This window comes from Streptomyces antioxidans (genome assembly GCF_000968685.2).
In the GTDB taxonomy this organism is placed as follows: domain Bacteria; phylum Actinomycetota; class Actinomycetes; order Streptomycetales; family Streptomycetaceae; genus Streptomyces; species Streptomyces antioxidans.
Map to the genome: position 1 here is coordinate 39,258 of NZ_LAKD02000027.1, position 18,455 is coordinate 57,712.

At 70.5% G+C, this 18,455-nt stretch carries 17 protein-coding genes; 15 read left to right on the forward strand and 2 right to left on the reverse strand.

The features are described from left to right. Positions 1-16: 16 nt before the first annotated feature. From VT50_RS10370 to VT50_RS10380, 3 genes are all read left to right on the forward strand, one after another. The gene (locus VT50_RS10370; RefSeq protein WP_046084167.1) at positions 17-1,009 is read left to right on the forward strand and encodes a LacI family DNA-binding transcriptional regulator; all 993 of its coding nucleotides are present in this window, start codon (positions 17-19) and stop codon (positions 1,007-1,009) included. A 93-nt stretch (positions 1,010-1,102) separates the two neighbouring features. Then, a complete protein-coding gene (locus VT50_RS10375) occupies positions 1,103-2,458 on the forward strand; it encodes an MFS transporter (RefSeq protein ID WP_053048394.1) in 1,356 nt (451 codons plus the stop codon). Next, entirely contained in the window at positions 2,455-3,987 is a 1,533-nt protein-coding gene (locus VT50_RS10380) for a sulfatase-like hydrolase/transferase (RefSeq protein ID WP_046084022.1), read from the forward strand. The genes VT50_RS10375 and VT50_RS10380 overlap by 4 nt, the downstream gene beginning before the upstream one ends. Positions 3,988-4,020: 33 nt before the next feature. On the opposite strand, the gene VT50_RS10385 is transcribed toward VT50_RS10380, so the two are convergent. After that, positions 4,021-5,064 (reverse strand): LacI family DNA-binding transcriptional regulator, encoded by a 1,044-nt coding sequence (locus VT50_RS10385; protein ID WP_046084023.1) that lies wholly within the window; start codon positions 5,062-5,064, stop codon positions 4,021-4,023. A gap of 380 nt (positions 5,065-5,444) precedes the next feature. Here VT50_RS10385 and VT50_RS10390 point away from each other — a divergent pair, with 380 nt between their 5' ends. The 11 genes from VT50_RS10390 to VT50_RS10440 all read left to right on the forward strand — a co-directional run bounded on the left by VT50_RS10390 (position 5,445) and on the right by VT50_RS10440 (position 17,197). After that, on the forward strand, positions 5,445-6,785 hold the full coding sequence (locus VT50_RS10390) for an ABC transporter substrate-binding protein (RefSeq protein ID WP_046084024.1): 1,341 nt from the start codon (positions 5,445-5,447) through the stop codon (positions 6,783-6,785). Next, positions 6,782-7,753, forward strand: a complete 972-nt coding sequence (locus tag VT50_RS10395; RefSeq protein WP_046084025.1) for a carbohydrate ABC transporter permease — start codon at positions 6,782-6,784, stop codon at positions 7,751-7,753. Before VT50_RS10390 ends, VT50_RS10395 begins: the two co-directional genes overlap by 4 nt. Continuing rightward, entirely contained in the window at positions 7,750-8,586 is an 837-nt protein-coding gene (locus VT50_RS10400; RefSeq protein ID WP_046084026.1) for a carbohydrate ABC transporter permease, read from the forward strand. The genes VT50_RS10395 and VT50_RS10400 overlap by 4 nt, the downstream gene beginning before the upstream one ends. An 8-nt stretch (positions 8,587-8,594) precedes the next feature. Beyond that, a complete protein-coding gene (locus VT50_RS10405; protein WP_046084027.1) occupies positions 8,595-9,209 on the forward strand; it encodes a hypothetical protein in 615 nt (204 codons plus the stop codon). Positions 9,210-9,287: 78 nt separating this feature from the next. After that, a complete protein-coding gene (locus tag VT50_RS10410; protein ID WP_046084028.1) occupies positions 9,288-11,084 on the forward strand; it encodes a sugar-binding domain-containing protein in 1,797 nt (598 codons plus the stop codon). A gap of 157 nt (positions 11,085-11,241) precedes the next feature. Continuing rightward, positions 11,242-12,282 carry a vWA domain-containing protein gene (locus tag VT50_RS10415; protein WP_046084029.1) on the forward strand — a complete coding sequence of 347 codons (1,041 nt, stop codon included), beginning with the start codon at positions 11,242-11,244 and terminating at the stop codon, positions 12,280-12,282. A gap of 192 nt (positions 12,283-12,474) precedes the next feature. Next, a complete protein-coding gene (locus VT50_RS10420; RefSeq protein ID WP_046084030.1) occupies positions 12,475-13,251 on the forward strand; it encodes a (5-formylfuran-3-yl)methyl phosphate synthase in 777 nt (258 codons plus the stop codon). Between the two features lie 8 nt (positions 13,252-13,259). Beyond that, positions 13,260-14,780, forward strand: coding sequence for an aldehyde dehydrogenase family protein (locus VT50_RS10425; protein WP_078840523.1), 1,521 nt, complete (start codon positions 13,260-13,262; stop codon positions 14,778-14,780). A gap of 3 nt (positions 14,781-14,783) precedes the next feature. Next, positions 14,784-15,914, forward strand: a complete 1,131-nt coding sequence (locus VT50_RS10430; RefSeq protein WP_046084031.1) for an NAD(P)-dependent alcohol dehydrogenase — start codon at positions 14,784-14,786, stop codon at positions 15,912-15,914. 29 nt (positions 15,915-15,943) lie between these two features. Continuing rightward, positions 15,944-16,843, forward strand: a complete 900-nt coding sequence (locus VT50_RS10435; protein ID WP_046084032.1) for a class I SAM-dependent methyltransferase — start codon at positions 15,944-15,946, stop codon at positions 16,841-16,843. Between the two features lie 114 nt (positions 16,844-16,957). Continuing rightward, positions 16,958-17,197, forward strand: coding sequence for a DUF6411 family protein (locus tag VT50_RS10440; protein ID WP_046084033.1), 240 nt, complete (start codon positions 16,958-16,960; stop codon positions 17,195-17,197). On the opposite strand, the gene VT50_RS41315 is transcribed toward VT50_RS10440, so the two are convergent. Beyond that, positions 17,112-17,807 (reverse strand): serine hydrolase, encoded by a 696-nt coding sequence (locus VT50_RS41315; RefSeq protein WP_420822187.1) that lies wholly within the window; start codon positions 17,805-17,807, stop codon positions 17,112-17,114. The two genes, VT50_RS10440 and VT50_RS41315, sit on opposite strands and share 86 nt — an antisense overlap. Positions 17,808-17,932: 125 nt before the next feature. Here VT50_RS41315 and VT50_RS10450 point away from each other — a divergent pair, with 125 nt between their 5' ends. Then, complete coding sequence (locus VT50_RS10450; protein WP_046084034.1) at positions 17,933-18,403, forward strand: nuclear transport factor 2 family protein; 471 nt, start codon at positions 17,933-17,935, stop codon at positions 18,401-18,403. The last annotated feature ends 52 nt before the right edge of the window (positions 18,404-18,455 follow it).

Genomic DNA, 18,455 nt, shown 5'->3' on the forward strand with positions numbered 1-18,455 from the left:
CCCCACGGTGGTGCGCATGCGCGATGTGGCCGCCGCCGTCGGTGTGTCCGTCAAGACCGTGTCCAATGTCGTCAATGCCACCGGGCAGGTGAACGAGGCGACCGTCAGAGCCGTGCGCGCCGCGGTCGAGGAGCTTGGCTACCGCCCCAACCCCCTGGCCCGCGGCCTCAATTCGCGGGCGACGGACACGGTGACGCTGGCCCTGCCGGGCCTCGGGTACGGCTACTGCGCACCCCTCGCCGCCGCGGTCTTCGATCTCGCGGAGGCCGAGGGCGTCAGCGTCGTGATGGAGCCCACCGGGGGCGATCGCGAGCGGGAGCTTGAGGTGCTGCGCAATCGCGGGGGCCTCTCGGACGGCGTGCTGCTGATGCCGACCGCGATCACCGCGCGGGACCTGGGGGATCCGCCGTCCCCCGGCCCCGCGGTGCTGCTGGGATCGCGCCGGGTGGCGGGCCCCTTCGACAGCGTCGTGTCGCGGGACACCGCCGCGGCCGAGGCCGCGGTGCGGCTGCTCCTCGACCGTGGCGCCTCGCGCGTCGCACTGCTGGGTGGTGAGCGCAAGGAAGGCGGCGACAGCGCGGCCGCCCTGCGCACCGAGGGGTACCGGCGGGCGCTGGCGGCGGCGGGGCGGGGGTCCGACCCGTGGCCGATCGTGGAGACAGCACGGTCCTCCCGGCGCGACGGGCAGGTGGCGATCGCTCAACTCCTGGGCGGGGACACGCCGTTCGACGCGGTGCTCGCCCTCGAAGAGCCACTTGCGCACGGGGCGTTGCACGCACTGCGCAGGGCGGGCCGGGACGTACCGGGGCAGGTCCGGGTGGTCGCGTTCGGCAACGACGAGGATGCGGAGTACTCCTCGCCCAGCCTGACGACCGTCCGGGCGGATGTCCATACGATGGCCCGGCGCGCGCTCGACCTGCTCACGGCCCGGGTCCGGGAGGGCGCGCGCCCGCGGAGCCAGGTCGAGGTGCCGCTCACCATAACCGAACGCGAGTCAACATTTTCCTAACGCCCGGTCATTGACGGCGAACGTCGCGCGGCCCTACCGTCCACTCCAGTGCAACGGTTACCGTAATCGTTGGAATCCCCGTGGAGCCGCCGTATGCCAAGGCCGGACCCGCCGCCTCGGATCACCCCCGCCGCCCGCCGCACCGTACTCGCGGGCTTTCTCGGCTCGACCTTCGAGTGGTTCGACTTCGGGCTCTACGGAACCACCGCGGCACTCGTCTTCGGCCATGTCTTCTTCCCGGCGCACAGCAGCGCGATCGGCTCCCTGCTGGCCCTCACGACGACCGCCGTCGGGTTCTTCGCCCGGCCCATCGGCGGCCTCGTGTTCGGACACTTCGGCGACCGGGTCGGCCGCAAGAGGCTCCTGATCCTCACGATGCTGCTCATGGGCATCCCGACGTTCGCGATCGGCCTGCTGCCCGGTTACGCCACGATCGGCGCGGCCGCCCCCGTCATCCTGCTGTTCCTGCGCGTGCTGCAGGGCATCGGCCTCGGCGGCGAGTACGCGGGCGCCGCGCTCGCCACGATCGAGTCGGTGCCGAAGGAGCGGCGCGGCTTCTTCGGCACCATCCCGCAGCTCGGCAACCCCGTGGGCGGCGTCTTCAGCAGCGGGCTCGTCCTGCTGTGCACCTGGCTCTCCTCGGACGCGCAGTACGAGGCCTGGGTGTGGCGGGTTCCCTTCCTCCTCAGCGGAGTCCTCCTGGTCTACACCCTCGTGGTGCGCACCCGCCTCGCCGAGAGCGGGGACTTCATACGCCTGAGGAAGAACCGCGGAGTGGAGAAGGCGCCACTGATCACACTCCTGCGCGACCACTGGGCGCCGCTGCTCCTCGCGCTGGGCGCGCGCTCGGCCGATGCCATCACCGGCAATGTCGTCGGGCCCGTGGTGACCGCCTATATCGTCACCTACCTGCACCGGAGCGACAGCATCGGGATCGTCGGCACGATGATCCCGAGCATCATCTGCCTGCCGCTGATGCTCTACCTGGGCAGGCTCGGCGACCGGTTCGGGGTGCGCCGCACATTCATGTGGAGTGTGCTGTCGATGGCCGTGACCACCTTCCCCCTGTTCGCCCTGCTGCAGACCGGGACGCTCTTCTGGATGGTGCTCGGGATCACGGTCTTCCGGCTCTGCAACTCGGCCCAATTCGCCGTCCAGAGCACCTTCTTGGCCGAGCTGTTCCCCACCGAGGTCCGCTACACGGCGGTGTCGTTCGTGTACCAGGTCGGCTCGATCCTCGGCGGTCTCACCCCACCGGTCGCGTACGCCATGCTCGTGGCGTCCGACGGCTCGCCGTGGTGGCTGGCCCTCACCGTGGTCGGCTCGGTCCTGTTCAGCGCGGCCTGCGCGGCCGTCATCGCCCTGCGGGGTTCCCGCGCCGGCCTCCGTATCACCGACGGCCCGTCGACCGACGGCGCCGCCCTCGCCGAAAGGACCACTCGAGCGTGACCGCGCGCCACCGGCCCGACATCGTCCTCATCCTGACCGACCAGCACCGTGCCGACGTCAGCGCCCGTGAGGGATTCCCGCTGGACACCACGCCGTTCCTCGACGAGCTGGGGCGCTCCGGGGCATGGTTCGACCGGGCCTACACGACCTCGCCGCTGTGCTGCCCGGCGCGGACCAGCCTGATGACCGGGCGGTTCCCCAGCGCGCACCGCGTCACCCAGAACCCGGCGCATCCGCTCGCGGTCCGCGGCGCCGACCTCTTCGGTGAGGCCCGTGCCGCCGGATACGCCACGGCGATGATCGGCAAGAACCACACCTATCTCGACGCCTCGTCCGTGGACCACTGGGTCGAGTTCATGCACGACGGCCAAGTGGCCGCTCCCTCCAAGGCGTTGCACCAGGAGTTCGACACCTGGCTGGCGGCGCTGCGGCACCGCACCCACGAGAAGCCCACACCGTTCCCGGTCGAGGCCCAGAACCCGCACCGCATCGTCGACGAAGCGCTCGCCTGGGCCGAGGGTGTCCCGGAGGACCGGCCGTTCCTGCTGACGGTGTCCATCCCCGAGCCGCACAATCCGTATCAGGTGCCCGAGCCCTACTTCTCGCTGTTCCCCGGGGAGTCGCTGCCGCCGACCCGCACCGGGGCCGACGCACTGGCGGGAAAGTCCTTCCCCTGGCAGTACTTGCGCGGCCTGGGCGAGCGCGCGGTGGTCGACTACGAGGGAGCCATCGCCCCGTCGCGCTCCAACTACTTCGGCATGCTGCGGCTCATCGACGACGAACTGCGGCGCCTGCTCGGAGGGTTGGAGGACCGGCACCGCGTACGCGAGCGCGTCGTCGTGGCCACCGCCGACCACGGCGACTTCGTCGGCGAGTACGGACTGGTGCGCAAGGGCGCGGAGATCCCCGACATCCTCGCCAGGGTCCCCCTGGTCATCAGCGGGAACGCGGTGCGGGCCGCCAGCGCGCCACGTCCGGAGCACGTCTCGCTCGCGGACCTCATGCCCACGCTCTGCGAGGCGATGGGGCGCGAGCTGCCCGACGGTGTGCAGGGGCGCAGCCTGTGGCCGGCGCTCACCGGACGGCCCTGTCCCTCGGAGGAGTTCAGCAGTGTGTATGTGGAGCAGGGCATGGGAGGGCTCCCGTACGGGCCGGAGGACGTGGCCGACCAGATGCCCGGACTCATCTTCGACGGCCCGGACGGCGAGCCCCGCTGGGACGAGCTCAACGCGGCCACACAGAGCGGACGGCGCCGCAAGGTGCGCAGCGGGGACTGGACCCTGTACGCCGACATCGTCGGGGACTTCCGCCTGTACAACCTGCGCGAGGACCCGCTGGAACTGGTGGACCGCTGGTCGGACCCGGTGGCCGCCGACGAACGGGTCAGACTGCTGTCCCTGCTGGCCGTGTGGCAGATGCGGGCCGAGGATCCGCTGCCGACGGTCCCCGGCGGTTACCGGCTCAAGCGGGACCCCCGCAACCACCTCGCTCCCCACCGGCGTTCCGGGGGAAGGGAACCATCGTCGTGACCGCCGTCCTGACCGGCGAGAGATCGGTCCGGATCAGGGACAGAGCCGCTGGCGCCCGCCGTTGGTGGACTCCCGGGCGTGCAGCCAGTGCGGAGCCGTGTGCACCTCGAACGGCAGGGGGGCGTCCGAGCGGACGCGGCCCGCCAGGCACTTCACGGCGAGCGAGGCGATCGCGGCCTTGTCGGGAACCACGGACGTCAGGGACGGGGTGTTGTAAAGCGCCTCGTCGGAGCCGTCGATGCTCGCCACGGCGACATCGTCCGGGATGTGCGATCCGGCTTCGAACAGGGCCCGTTGGGCCCCGACCGCCAGCAGGTCGCTGAAGCAGAAGACCGCGTCCGGCCGCGTGCCGGCCGGCAGTGCGGCGAGAGCGCGCATCGCCAGCAGGCCGTTGCGCCGGTCGAACTCCTCGATGGCGGGCGCGAGCCGCGGGTCGTATGTCAACCCAGCTTCGTGCAGGGCGAGTTGGAAGCCCTCCAGGCGCTGGCGACTGGTCGCCGACGCCAGCCGGTCCACGCCGATGGCGGCGATCCGCGTACGGCCCAGGGCGGCCAGGTGTGCGGTGGCCTCGCGCGCCGCCGCGACATTGTCGATCAGTACGTGGTCCGCCCCCACCTGGTCACGCGCATAGCTGCGCTCGCCGAGCAGGACCAGCGGGAACTCGTTGGCCACGGCGGCGAGTTCATCGGGCGAGACACCCAGCGGCGACAGGATCACACCGTCCAGCAGTGACGCGCCGACGCCGGTCGCCAGCCGCAGTTCCTCCGTCGCATCGCCCGATGTCTCCTCGATCAGAACGGTCAGGTCCAGTCGCGCGGCTTCGGCCCGTACGTGCTGGGCGAGTTCGGCGAAGTACGGCGTGGCCAGGTCCGGGACGGCGAGGCCGATCAGGCCGCTGTGCCCGGTGCGCAGCCGGCGCGCCGATGGATTCGGGCGGTAGCCGAGCTCCCGCACGGCCTTCAGTACGCGCTTCCGCGTGGCCTCGGACACGCGGGGAGCATTGCGTACAACGTTGGACACCGTTTTGATCGAGACCCCGGCCCGCTCCGCCACGTCCTTGAGTGTCACCGCGGCCACTGGTCGAACCTCCTCACCTGTGCTTCTCCGCATTATGCAGAGGTTGCGGCGGGCTGTCAGCGCCGGGACGACTCGGAATCCGGTTCCTCACAAGGGGTTGACCGTGGCGAGATCTCGCGGTTACAACGTTGGAATCAATCGATGGCAAGCGGTTGCTACGGAGGCCCCACACGGGCGGCCGACGACCGTCCATCGGGCGGTCCGGGCTGCCCACCCCGCGCCCACGGCGCCGCGCTCACCACCCCACCCGTCTGCCGAGAGGTCCGCATGTCGTCGCACCGCTCCACCACCTCACTGCGCACCGCCGTGGTCGGCACCGGAGGCACCGCGCGCTCCAGCCAGCTGCCCGCGCCGCGGACGCCGAAGGAGGAGGCCCCCGCATGACGCCCGAGCCTCCGAACGGCCGGCTCCGCCTCCAGAGCCGCCGGGCCGTCCTCGCCGCGGCCGCCGCCGGTCTGGGTACGGCCCTGACCGCCACGCTCTCCGGCTGCTCCGCCGCGAGCGGCGGCACCGCGGGCGGCGTCACCCTCACGTTCTCCTGGTGGGGGAACGACGACCGTGCCGCGCGTACCGAGAAGGCGGTACGTCTCTTCGAGAAGGAACACCCGGGCGTCACCGTCCGCACATCCAATGGTGAGTTCGGTGCCTATCTGCAGAAGTTGGCCACACAGGCCGCGGGCGGCGGAATACCCGATGTGGTCCAGCTCGACTACCGGCAGATCTCCCAGTTCGCGGGCGGCGAGGCGCTGATGCCCCTGGACGCCCTCATCAAGCGACGGACCATCCGCACCTCCGAGATGGACCACGGCTTCCTGCGCACCGGCACCTACGAGGGCGGGACATACGCCCTGCCCATGGGCCGGGGCATCACCGGATACGCCTATGACTCCGCGGTCTACAAGAAGGCCGGGGTCGCCACGCCCGGGCCGGGTTGGACATGGCAGGACTGGCAGAGGGCCAACCTGAGGATCGCCGCGCTGGGGCTGAAGTCGCCCGACGGTCGCCCCTTCACGGGCGCCAACGACGGCGGCACCAACGAGGACGTCTTCGAGACCTGGCTGCGCGGCCGCGGCCGCAACCTCTACGCGAGCCAGACCCAACTCGGCTTCACCGAGGCCGACTTGTCCGCCTTCTGGTCGTTCTGCGATGGACTCCGCAAGGAGGGCGCCATCGCTCAGGCCAAGGACACCGTGCAGGCCAAGAGCACCGAGACCAGCCCCATCGGCCGCCGGCTCGCGGCCGCAGACTTCACCTGGGACGCGCCGTTCCCCGGGTACACGGCCCTGCTCGGCGAGGACATCCACTTCGCACCCGTGCCCACGACCGACGGCCACCAGGGCGCGTATTTCAAGCCGAGCATGCTCCTCGGCATCGGCGCGAACAGCGAGCACCCCAAGGAGGCGGCCCAGTTGATCGACTTCCTCCTCAATGACCCACGGGCGGGCGACATCCTCGGCTTCTCCCGCTCCACCCCGCCCAACCGGAAGATCGCCGCCCGCGTCGCCACCACGCTCAAGGGGCCGGAGCGGGAGATCTACGACTACGCGCAGACGATGGAGAAGTACGGCCTGGACACCCCGCCGACCGCACCGCCGCCCGGCGACCTCGCGATCCAGGCGGCGTTCAAACGGGGCTACCAACGCGTGATGTACGGCATGGCCACCCCGCGCCAGGCGGCACGCGAACTCATCGACGAGGCGAACCGGGAGCTGAGGTCATGAGCACGGTGTCGACGGCAAAAGCACCCGCACGCGTCGACCGTACGACCGGTCCGCGCCCGGATAGGGGCAAGCGGCGCCAGGTCCGTGAACGGCAGTGGCCCGCCTATGTGTTCCTCTCGCCGTGGCTGATCGGCGCGCTGGGCCTGACGCTGATCCCGATGGCCGTATCGCTGTACCTGTCCTTCACCGACTACAACCTGTTCGACCCGCCGCACTGGGTGGGCCTGCGCAACTACACCGAGATGCTCACCGACGACCCCCGCTACTGGCGGTCGGTCGGCACCACCATGCTGTACGTCGTGGTGGCCGTCCCGCTGAAGCTGGGGCTCGCCCTCGGCGTGGCCATGCTGCTGAGAAACCTCAACAAGGGCCGTGCCTTCTACCGCTCCGCCTTCTACGCGCCATCCCTGCTCGGGGCGAGCATGTCCATCGCCCTGGTGTGGCGCGCCCTGTTCAACGACGGCGGCACGGTCGCCGACGTGCTGGACACGATCGGCATCCACACCGGAGGCTGGGTCGGCGACCCCCACCTCGCGGTGTACGCGGTCGTCCTGCTGACCGTGTGGCAGTTCGGCGCCCCCATGGTGATCTTCCTGGCGGGGCTGCAGCAGATCTCCCCCGACCTCTACGAGGCCGCGGCGCTCGACGGCGCGGGCCGCTGGCGGCAGTTCGTGTCCATCACCGTGCCGATGCTGTCCCCGGTGGTCTTCTTCAACCTGGTCCTCGAGGTCATCAACTCGTTCCAGGTCTTCACCCCGGCCTTCGCCATCAGCGGCGGCGACGGCGGGCCCGCTGACTCCACGCTGTTCTACACGCTGTACCTGTACGAACGCGGCTTCACGGCCTCGCACATGGGCTACGCCGCGGCGATGGCCTGGCTGCTGCTGATCGCCATCGGCGCCATCACCCTGATCCTCTTCCGGACGTCCCGGTCCTGGGTCTTCTACGCGGACGAGGAGGGACGATGAACATCGCCACGAAGCGGTGGCTGCCGCACACCGTCGCGGCCGTGTGTCTGCTGGTCCTGCTCTACCCCCTGGTCTGGCTGCTCGCCACCTCGCTCAAACCGGCCGATGAGGTGGTGACCAGCCTGGACCTGTGGCCCAGCCACCTGGAGTGGTCGAACTACACGACCGCCCTGGACGGGGTCTCTGGCATCACCGTCACCCGGCTGCTCGGCAACACACTGCTGATCGCGGTCGGCGCCGTCATCGGCAACGTCCTGTCCTGCTCGCTGGCCGCCTACGCCTTCGCCCGGCTGCGCTTCCGCCTGAGCAAGGTGATGTTCGCCTTCATGGTGGCGACGCTGATGCTGCCGCACCACGTGGTGCTGATCCCGCAGTACATCATCTTCAACAGGCTCGGTCTGGTGGACAGTTACTGGCCGCTGATCCTGCCGAAGTTCCTCGCCACCGAGGCGTTCTTCGTCTTCCTCATCGTCCAGTTCATGCGCGGGCTGCCGCGCGAGCTGGAGGAGTCCGCCCGGATCGACGGCTGCGGCCCCTTCCGCACCTACCTGTCGATCACACTGCCGCTGACCCGTCCCGCGCTGATCACCACGGCCATCTTCACGTTCATCTGGACGTGGAATGACTTCTTCACGCAGATGATCTATCTCTTCGCACCGGAGAAGTTCACCATCACCCTCGCCCTGCGCAGCTTCGTCGACCAGTCCAGCACCTCCGCGTACGGCCCCATGTTCGCCATGTCGGTGATCTCGGTACTGCCGATCGTGCTGTTCTTCTTCGTCTTCCAGCGGTACCTCGTACAGGGCATGGCCACCTCCGGACTGAAGGGGTGAGGCAGACCATGGCCCGCACACCGACCGCACCCCCGCGCGAGCGCCGGGAGCCCGGAGAGGTCTTCGGCCCCGGCTTCTCCCTCTTCGCGGACATGCTGCTCGTCTCCCTGCTCACCAGCGCCGCCTGTCTGCCGGTCGTCACGGCCCCGGCCGCGTTCGCCGCCGCGTCCGCGACCCTCCGGCGGGCCGCGGGCGGCACCGTCCAGGTCAGGGCCGGTACGTACGGCACTCACCTCCGTGCCCAGCTGTCCGCGCGCTCGGTGGCCCTCGGTCTGGTGCCGCCGCTGCTCGCGGTGGTCGTCCTGATCGATGCCGCGCTGATGCGCGCCGCACTGCCCGGAGCGGCCGTCATGGCGCCCGCCCTGACACTGCTCGTCCTGGGCGCCACGGTCGTGGCGCTGCGGGCGACCGCGCTCCCTGCGCCGCACCTGCTGTCCGCACGCGAGGCGCTGCTCCGCTCGGCCGCGGACCCGCGCGGCAGTCTTCTGCTGGCCGCGGCCGTGGTCTTCGGCGCGCTCCTGGCCTGGTCGATTCCGCTGCTGGTCCCGCTGCTGCCGGGCCCGCTGGCGTTCGCCGCCACGGTCGTGGACCTCCGGTCCCCCGCGGACGTCCTGGAGCGCTGAACCGCGGCGCGCCACCTCCCCATGCCTCGCCCACACGCCATCCTCCTCGCCCACGCACCACACCACCGGAGTGCACGCATGCCGTACCCCCACCTGGACGCCGCAGGCCATCCGAGGCCGCAGCTGATCCGCGATCCCGACTGGCGCGACCTCGGCGGTCCCTGGCAGTTCGCCCATGACGACGAGGACCGGGGCCGTGCCGACCGGTGGATGGACCCGGCGGTCTCCGCGCCGTTCACCCGCACCGTCACCGTGCCCTACCCGCCCGAGTCCGCCGCCTCTGGCGTGGCGGACACCGGCTTCCACCCCGTGCTCTGGTACCGGCGCACGATCGAGGTGCCCCGCCCGGCCGCCGGGCGGCGGCTTCTGCTGCACTTCGGTGCGGTCGACCACCGGGCCGAGGTCTGGCTGAACGGCCGCCCGGTGGGACGTCACGAGGGCGGGCACACGGGCTTCACCTGCGATCTGACCGACGCCGTCGAGCGGGACGGGGAGCAGACGATCGTCGTCCGCGCCGAGGACCAGCCGCTCGACGCCACGCAGCCCCGCGGCAAGCAGGACTGGCGCCGGGATCCGCATGTCATCTGGTACCACCGCACCTCCGGGATCTGGCAGCCGGTGTGGCTGGAGGAGGTCCCGGCCGAGCACATCGCGCTCCTCCACTGGACCTCCGAGGTCGCCCACGCCCGCGTCCGCTGCCGCCTGCGTCTTGGCCACTGGCCGCACCGCCCGCTCACCGTGACGGTCCGCCTCACGCGCGGCGAGCGGGTGCTCGCCGAGCAGCGGACGCTGCTCGAGGGCCAGGAGGCGGAGTTCGACGTGGCGGTGCCCGCCCTGCGCCACGGGCAGGACCTGGACGATCTGCTCTGGAGGCCGGAGCGGCCCCAACTCGTCGATGCCGTGGTGGAGTTGCGCGACGCGGCCGATGACACAGCGGTCGACCGTGCGGCGTCCTACCTCGGGCTGCGGGACATCGGCTGGGATGACGGCGTCTTCCTCCTCAACCACAAGCCGTATTTCCTCCGGTTCGCGCTCCAGCAGGGCTACTGGCCCGCATCACATCTGTCGGCCCCGGCCGAGGAATTGCGCCGCGATGTCGAACTGGCGAAGGAGATCGGCCTCAACGGGCTGCGTGTCCACCAGAAGATCGAGGATCCGCGCTTCCTGTACTGGGCCGACCGGCTCGGGCTGCTGCTGTGGGAGGAGATGCCATCGGCGTACGCGTTCGGCGCGCAGACCGTCGAGCGCGTGGTCGCCGAGTGGACCGAGGCCGTCTCCCGCGACCTGAGCCACCCCTCGATCGTGGCCTGGGTCCCGATCAATGAGTCCTGGTCCGTGCCGAACCCGGCCCTCGTCCCCGCACAGCGCCACTTCATGGACGCCCTCTACCACCTGACCAAGGCCCTGGACCCCTCCCGCCCCGCCGTCTCCAACGACGGCTGGGAGATCTCCGCCGCCGACATCTGGGGCGTCCACGACTACACCCAGCGCGCGGACGTACTGCGCGAGCGCTATGGCCACGCCTCGCTGCGGCAGGGCGAGATCGCCGAGCAGTGGCCCGGCGCCAAGCGGCTGACCCTGGACGGCGTCCGCCACCAGGGACAGCCCGTCGTCCTCAGTGAGTTCGGCGGCGCGACCTTCGAACCGGCGGAGGGCGCCGAGTGGTTCGGCTACGACACGGTGGCCACGAAGGAGGACTTCGCCGAACGCCTCAGCGCCTTGGTGGCCGCCGCGGTGGACTCCGGCCTCGCGGGCTTCTGCTACACCCAGTTCACCGACACCGAACAGGAGACCAACGGCCTGCTCACACCGGACCGCCAGCCGAAGCTCCCCCTGGCCGAGCTGCGCGGGATCCTCACCCGACCCCCGGTATAGCGGGTCTCGTGCGCATGGCGGGTCTCCCTTGTATGGCGGGTCTCGTGGCTCCGTGGCTCCCGCCGACCGGGCCTCCGCTGTCGCAGCCCAAGATCGATTGTCAGTGGTGGGTGGGAGTCTAGGAGCATCGAGAAGGAAACAACGAGGGGGCGCGGCCATGTCCGGAGACCAGAACTACATCAATCACGTCGCTCTTGTGCTGGATGCCAGTTCATCCATGTCACATCTGCGCGGCAAGGTCGTCGAAGTCGCCGACCAGCAGATTGCGTATCTGGCCCGCCGATCGAAGGAGTTGGACCAGGAGACCCGCGTCACGGTGTACGTCTTCGCCGACAAGGTGGAGTGCGTCATCTACGACAAGGACGTGCTGCGGATGCCGTCCCTGAAGCAGCTCTACCGGGTCGGTGGCATGACGGCTCTGCTGGCGGCCACGCTGAAGTCGCAGCGGGAGCTGGCGCAGACGGCTCAACTGTACGGCGACCACAGCTTCCTGACGTTCGTACTGACGGACGGCCAGGAGAACGCGAGTCATCGCGGCCCGGACGCGCCCGACAAGAGCCCGCGTGAACTGGTGAAGGCCGTGTCCAAGCTGATGGACACCCAGGAGGACAACTGGACACTGGCCGTCCTCGTGCCGGACCAGATGGGCAAGCGCGAGGCCATGCAGTGCGGATTCCCCAAGGACAACATCGCCATCTGGGACGCCACGAGCACACAGGGCCTGGAGGAGGCGGGGCAGGTCATCCAGCAGGCCACCGAGAACTTCATGGTGGGCCGGGCCCAGGGCATCCGGGGATCGCGGGCGGTGTTCTCCACGGGTGCGGAGGCGGTCAACAAGGACACCATCGAGGCGGCCGGTCTCGCCCCGGTGGACCCGTCGAAGTACCAGCTGATCCCGGTGGCGCGCGAAGCGGGGATCCGGGAATGGGTCATCGAGTGCGGGCACACCTTCCGCACCGGCTGTGCGTTCTACCAGCTGAGCAAGTCGGAGAAGATCCAGGCGCGGAAGCAGATCGCGGTGCTGGAGAAGAAGACGGACCGGGTGTACACGGGGCCGGAGGCCCGGTCCCTGCTCGGCCTGCCGGACACCGAAGTTCGCGTCAATCCGGACCGCAATGACGACTTCACCATATTCGTCCAGAGCACGAGCGTGAACCGCAAGCTGGTGCCGCACACCCGGCTGCTGCTCATGATCTGAGGCCCCGGCGGCCCCGCCGGTCAGGCCGGCGGGGCCCGTACCGGCGTGGACCGTGCGCCGGGGGCGTGGGGCGTCATGGCAATGACCCGTCCGGACTCCACGCGCCCTGCCACGGGCCACGGTACGCGGCGATGATGAGCGGACCGCGCGTGATCCACACGACTCCGCATGGCTGTCCCCTGGGCAGGTGGCATGCGGTGGAAGGAATCCACGGTGTTGCTTCTCATCTCCCCGGACAGCGTCGCTGAGGCCCTCGACTGCGCGAAGGCGGCGGAACACCTCGACATCGTCGATGTCAAGAAGCCCGACGAGGGCTCGCTCGGCGCGAACTTCCCCTGGGTCATCCGGCAGATCCGGGACGCGGTCCCGGCCGACAAGCCGGTCTCCGCCACCGTGGGGGACGTGCCGTACAAGCCCGGCACAGTGGCGCAGGCGGCACTGGGCGCGACGGTCTCCGGAGCCACCTACATCAAGGTCGGCCTCTACGGATGCACCACGCCCGAACAGGCCATCGATGTGATGCACGGCGTCGTCCGGGCGGTGAAGGACTACCAGCCAGACGCGTTCGTCGTCGCCTCCGGCTACGCCGACGCCCACCGGATCGGCTGCGTCAACCCGCTCGCACTGCCCGACATCGCCCGCCGTTCCGGCTGTGACGCGGCCATGCTCGACACCGCGATCAAGGACGGAACAGGGCTGTTCGACCACCTTCCGCCCGACCTCTGTGCGGAGTTTGTCCGGCAGGCACACCAGGGCGGTCTGCTCGCCGCCCTCGCGGGCAGCGTCAAGGCCGCGGACCTCGGTGCGCTCACCCGCATCGGCACCGACATCGTGGGGGTGCGCGGCGCGGTCTGCGAGGGCGGCGACCGTGACGCCGGAAGGATCCAGCCGCGGCTGGTGGCCGCCTTCCGGGCGGAGATGGACCGGCACGCCCGGGAACACGCGGCGTCCGTCGCCACCGCGGGCTGACCGCCGGTATGCCGACCAGCCCGCGCCCGGGCCCGACCGAAACCGTGCCGACCAGCCTGTCCGCTGGTACGTCCGGAGCCGTGCCGACCGGCCCGCGCCCCGGCGCGTCCGGAACCGTGCCGACCAGCCCACGTCCCCGCGCGTCCGGCACCCGCGGTGAGTGGTTCGCCGTCCTCGATCCGGCCACCGGCGAGGCCTTCGACGAGGCTCCCGACCAGCAGCCGGACGAGCTGGACGCCATCGTCGGCCGGGCCCATGCCGCCTGGCGCGACTGGCGCGCCGACCCCGCCGCCCGTACCACCGCGCTGCTCGCGGCGGCCGACGCCGTGGTGGCCGCCGGGGCCGACCTCGCCCCGCTGCTCACCCGTGAACAGGGCAAACCCCTGGCCGAGTCACAGGCGGAGGTCGCCCGCACGGCGGCCCGCCTGCGTTACTTCGCCGAGCTGAGCGCCGAAACCCAGCCGATCACGGACGACCGGCCGATACGCAGTGAGATCCGCTGGCGACCGCTCGGGCCCGTCGCCGCGATCGTCCCGTGGAACTTTCCCCTCCAGCTCGCCTCGGCGAAGTTCGCTCCCGCGCTCGCCGCGGGCAACACGATGGTGCTCAAGCCGTCCCCGTTCACACCGCTCGCCACCCGGCTGCTGGCGTCCGTCCTCTCCACCGCCCTCCCTCCGGACGTCCTGACCGTCGTCACCGGCCGCGAACCCCTCGGCGCCCGCCTCGTCTCCCATCCGGGCATCCGCCATGTGACCTTCACCGGCTCGGTTCCCACCGGGCGGGCCGTCGCGCGGGCAGCGGCGGCCTCACTCGCCCGCGTCACCCTGGAACTGGGCGGTAACGACGCCGCCATCCTGCTGGAGGACGTGGAGGATGGGGAGCTGGAGCGGATCACGGACCGGCTGTTCTGGGCGGCGTTCCGCAACTGCGGGCAGATCTGCATGGCGGTCAAGCGCCTCTACGCCCCGGCCCGGCTCTACTCGCGGGTGGTCGACGCCCTCGCCCAGCGTGCGAAGTCCACCGTCGTCGGGCCCGGGCTCGACCCCGGCTCCCAGCTGGGCCCGGTCAGCAACGCCCCGCAACTGGCCCGGGTGGAGCACCACACGGCCCGGGCGCTGGCCGATGGCGCCCGGGCCGCGGCGGGCGGCCACCGGCTGGACCGGCCGGGCTACTTCTTCGCCCCCACCATCCTGGCCGATGTGCCGCCCGACAGCCCGGTGGTCGCGCAGGAGCAGTTCGGCCCGGTCCTGCCGGTGCTGCCGTACGTCAGCCTCGACGAGGCCATCGAGGCGGCCAACGACACCGGCTTCGGGCTGGGCGGCTCGGTATGGGGCACCGACCTGGACCGTGCGGAGGCGGTGGCCGGGCGGCTGGAATGCGGGACGGTGTGGATCAACCACCACGCCGAGACCTCCCTCGCCCAGCCCTTCGCGGGCGTCAAGGACAGCGGTGTCGGCGTGGCGGGCGGGCCGTGGGGGTTGTACGGCAACCTCAGCCCGTTCGTCGTGCACCGTCCGGTCGAGGCGTGACGGATGAGGTTCACCGCGGCGGTACTGCGCTCCTGCGAGAGCCGGTTCGCCCTCGAGGAGGTGGTGCTCAACGCGGGGCCGGGCGCCGGCGAGGTCCTGGTGAAGATCGCGGGCTGCGGGATGTGCCGGACCGATCTCGCGGTCCGGCACTCGGCCGGGCGCTCACCGCTCCCGGCGGTGCTCGGCCACGAAGGGGCCGGGACCGTGGTGGAGACGGGCGGTCCGGACACCGGCCTGAGCACCGGCGACCACGTCGTTCTGAGCTTCGACTCCTGCGGACACTGCAGGAGCTGCATGGGCGCGGCCCCCGCCTACTGTGACTCCTTCCCAGCGCTCAACCTCTTCGGAGGGCGCAAGGAGCACACGGGGCGGTTCACCGACGTGGACGGGGGCGCACTGGCCCCCCGCTGGTTCGGCCAGTCCTCCTTCGCCGAATACGCGATGGTCCCGGCCCGCAACGCCGTCCGGGTCGATCCCACGCTGCCCATCGAAATCCTCGGACCGCTCGGCTGCGGCTTCCTCACCGGCGCCGGGGCGGTCTTCCACTCCTTCGGTGTCGGCCCCGGTGACACCATCGCGGTCTACGGCGCCGGAGCGGTCGGCCTGGCCGCGGTGATGGCGGCCACCGCCGCCGGGGCAGTGGCCGTGGCCGTGGACCGCCACCCCGAGCGGCTGGCCCTCGCGGAGCGGCTTCACGCGATCCCGCTGCACGCCGCGCCGGACGAACAGCCCGGCTCACCTGACGCGTACGGCCTGCACGAACGCGTCCAGCGACTGACCGACGGCGGCACGCAGTACGCACTGGACACCACAGGCTCCCCCCAGCTGATCAACGATGCCCTTCGGGCCCTGCGCCCGACCGGCCACCTCGGCCTCGTAGCACGCCTCCACACCCCACTGCCACTCGAACCGGGGACCTTGGACCGCGGCCGAAGGATCTCCCACATCTGCGAGGGGGATGCGGTGCCGGGACTGCTGATCCCCCGGCTGACCAGGCTCTGGGAGGCCGGGCGGTTCCCCTTCGACCAGCTGATCCGCACCTACCCGCTCACTGACATCAACCAAGCGGAACGCGACTGCGACGCGGGCCGTGTGGTCAAGCCCGTCCTGATTCCTGCGGGAAAGGGCCGATGAGCGATCTCTACTCGCGCCAAGGGAGACATATGACCGACACAGCGCATCACAACGCCGGTGTGGAAGGCGTGGAAGGGGGCGTCGGCCTGACCGCTCTCATGGTCGCCGCGGCCCGGGCGATCGAGACCCACCGCCACGACAGCCTGGCACAAGACATCTACGCGGAGCACTTCGTCCACGCCGCACCGGCCTCCGCCAACTGGCCGGTGCGCATGCACCAGGTCGCCGACGGAGACGCGAACCCGCTGTGGGGACGCTTCGCCCGGTACTTCGGTCTGCGGACGAGGGTCCTCGACGACTTCCTCCTCCACTCGGTGCGCACGGGAGGAATCCGCCAAGTGGTCCTGCTCGGGGCGGGGTTGGATGCGCGGGCCTTCCGGCTCGACTGGCCTCCCGGCTGTGTGATCTTCGAAATCGACAGGGAAGGCGTGCTGGCGTTCAAGCACGAGGTGATCGGCGGACTGCCGACGACCCCGAAGGCGGCCCGGGTGCCGATCCCGGTCGACCTGCGTGCCGACTGGGCCTCGGCACTGACCGGCGCCGGGTTCGATACCTCCGCACCCAGCGCCTGGCTGGCCGAAGGGCTGCTGTTCTACCTGCCCAACGCCTCCGAAACGCACCTCATCCACACGGTGGACCGGCTGAGCGCAGCGGGAAGCACGCTGGCGTTCGAGGTCAAACTCGACAAGGACCTGCTCGAATACCGCGACAGCCCCCTCTACACCGCAACGAAAGACCAGATCGGCATCGACCTCCTCAACCTCTTCAGCCTGGAGCCACGGCCGGACTCCGCGGGCGACCTCACGGACAAGGGCTGGACGACAACGGTCCACACCCCCTTCGACTACACCCGCCGACTCGGGCGCGGCCCCCGCCCCGAACACAACGACGCGCTGGCGGGCAACCGATGGGTGTTCGCCCACAAGTGAGGTGCGGGCTCGGCTCCGGCAAGCACACCGGGGGTAGCCGGACCGGCCGCCGCGGCATGCGGCCGGACCGGCGGGGTACCCGGTGGGGACACCACACACGAGGAGCACTTCGCCATGATCTTCGGCATTATCGGCATCTGCGTCGTTCTGGCCGTGCTGGCCTTCTTGGTCCCGCGCCTGTCCCGACATCCTGAACGCGGCACCCAACGCACCCTGGGCCTCGGATCACGCGCCGGCAGCAAGGCCCCGGGTCTCCTGGGACGGATCCTCAGCAAACCCTTCCGCAGCAGCTCCAAGGCAGTCGGCCGCAGCGGCGCCGCCGGGCGGCGAGCCCGTGGCCGTATGCCGTTCTAGACACCGGCGGACGCCTCCGCGCTCTGGACACCGAGACCCACAAGCGTAGGAACGTCGTGGAACGATCTTTCAACCTGCCGCCACTCCAGAGGTGATAGCCGAGCAGTTCCCCCGGGTGTCCGAAGTAGCTGCCGCCACAGGGCAACGGGATCTCGCCCAGACCGAGTCCATACCTCACACCCAGCTCGGGCGCGGGCCTGGTGGTCGTCATCTCGTCGAGCTGCGCCGGAGCCAGCAGACGGCCGCCGAGCAGCGCGGTGTAGAACCGGTTCAGGTCGTGCGTGGTGCTGGTGTCGGTGCCGAACGCGGCGTAGCCCCGGGCGTGTGGGCCCTTGATGGACGGGAAGGTGCCGGGCGTACTGGTGTCCCTCAGGCCCTGCGAGCGGATGATTCGGGCGTTCACCTCCTCTGCCCAACTCCGGCCTCGTCGACGTGTTCCTGACGCATGTATGGTGGTCACCCTTCTGTTGGGCTCGGCTGTCGCCTGTGCGATCAGGAACCGCTCACGCCCGTCCCACCAGCGGACCGGGGACCGGCCCATCCGGCCCGCCTCCCTACGTGTCGATGGGCTGCCCTCCGGACGCTGTCTGGGGTTACCCCTGCCGCCCATCAGGCATGTGAAGCAGTCCCGGTGTCACCGGTGAGGCAGACTGCTTGTCACCATCCATGAAGACGTACACCGGTTGTCACCGGGCCGGTGCCTCGCGCACCGCCTTTCCTGCTGGGAGGCAGACCATGTCCGCACCCGCCCACGTGCCCGCCGATCCACCGTCGGGCCATCGGGCCGTCGCGAACCTGATCGCACGGTACGCCGAGCTCGTGGACGACGGCGATTTCGCGGGGCTCGGCGCCCTGCTCGCAGACGCCACCTTCACAGGAAGCGGAACACCGGTACGTGGCCGTGAAGCGATCGAGAAGATGTTCCGGGACACACTGATCGTCTATCCCGATGGAACTCCGCGGACCCAGCACGTCACGACGAACCTCGCGATCGAGGTCGACGAACAGGCGGGCACGGCCGCCTCGCGTTCGTATGTGACCGTCTTCCAGGCGCTGCCCGATCTGCCCCTGCAGCCCATTGCCGGAGGCCGGTACCACGATCGCTTCGAACGCCGCGACGGGCATTGGCGCTTCGCCGAACGACGCGTCCGCATCAACCTCGTCGGCGACGTAAGCCGCCATCTGCGTCAGGCCGCCGCGCAGTAGGCCGCGCCGGGGCGACGCGGTCCGCGTGGTGCTGCGTGGCCCCGCCAGGCGC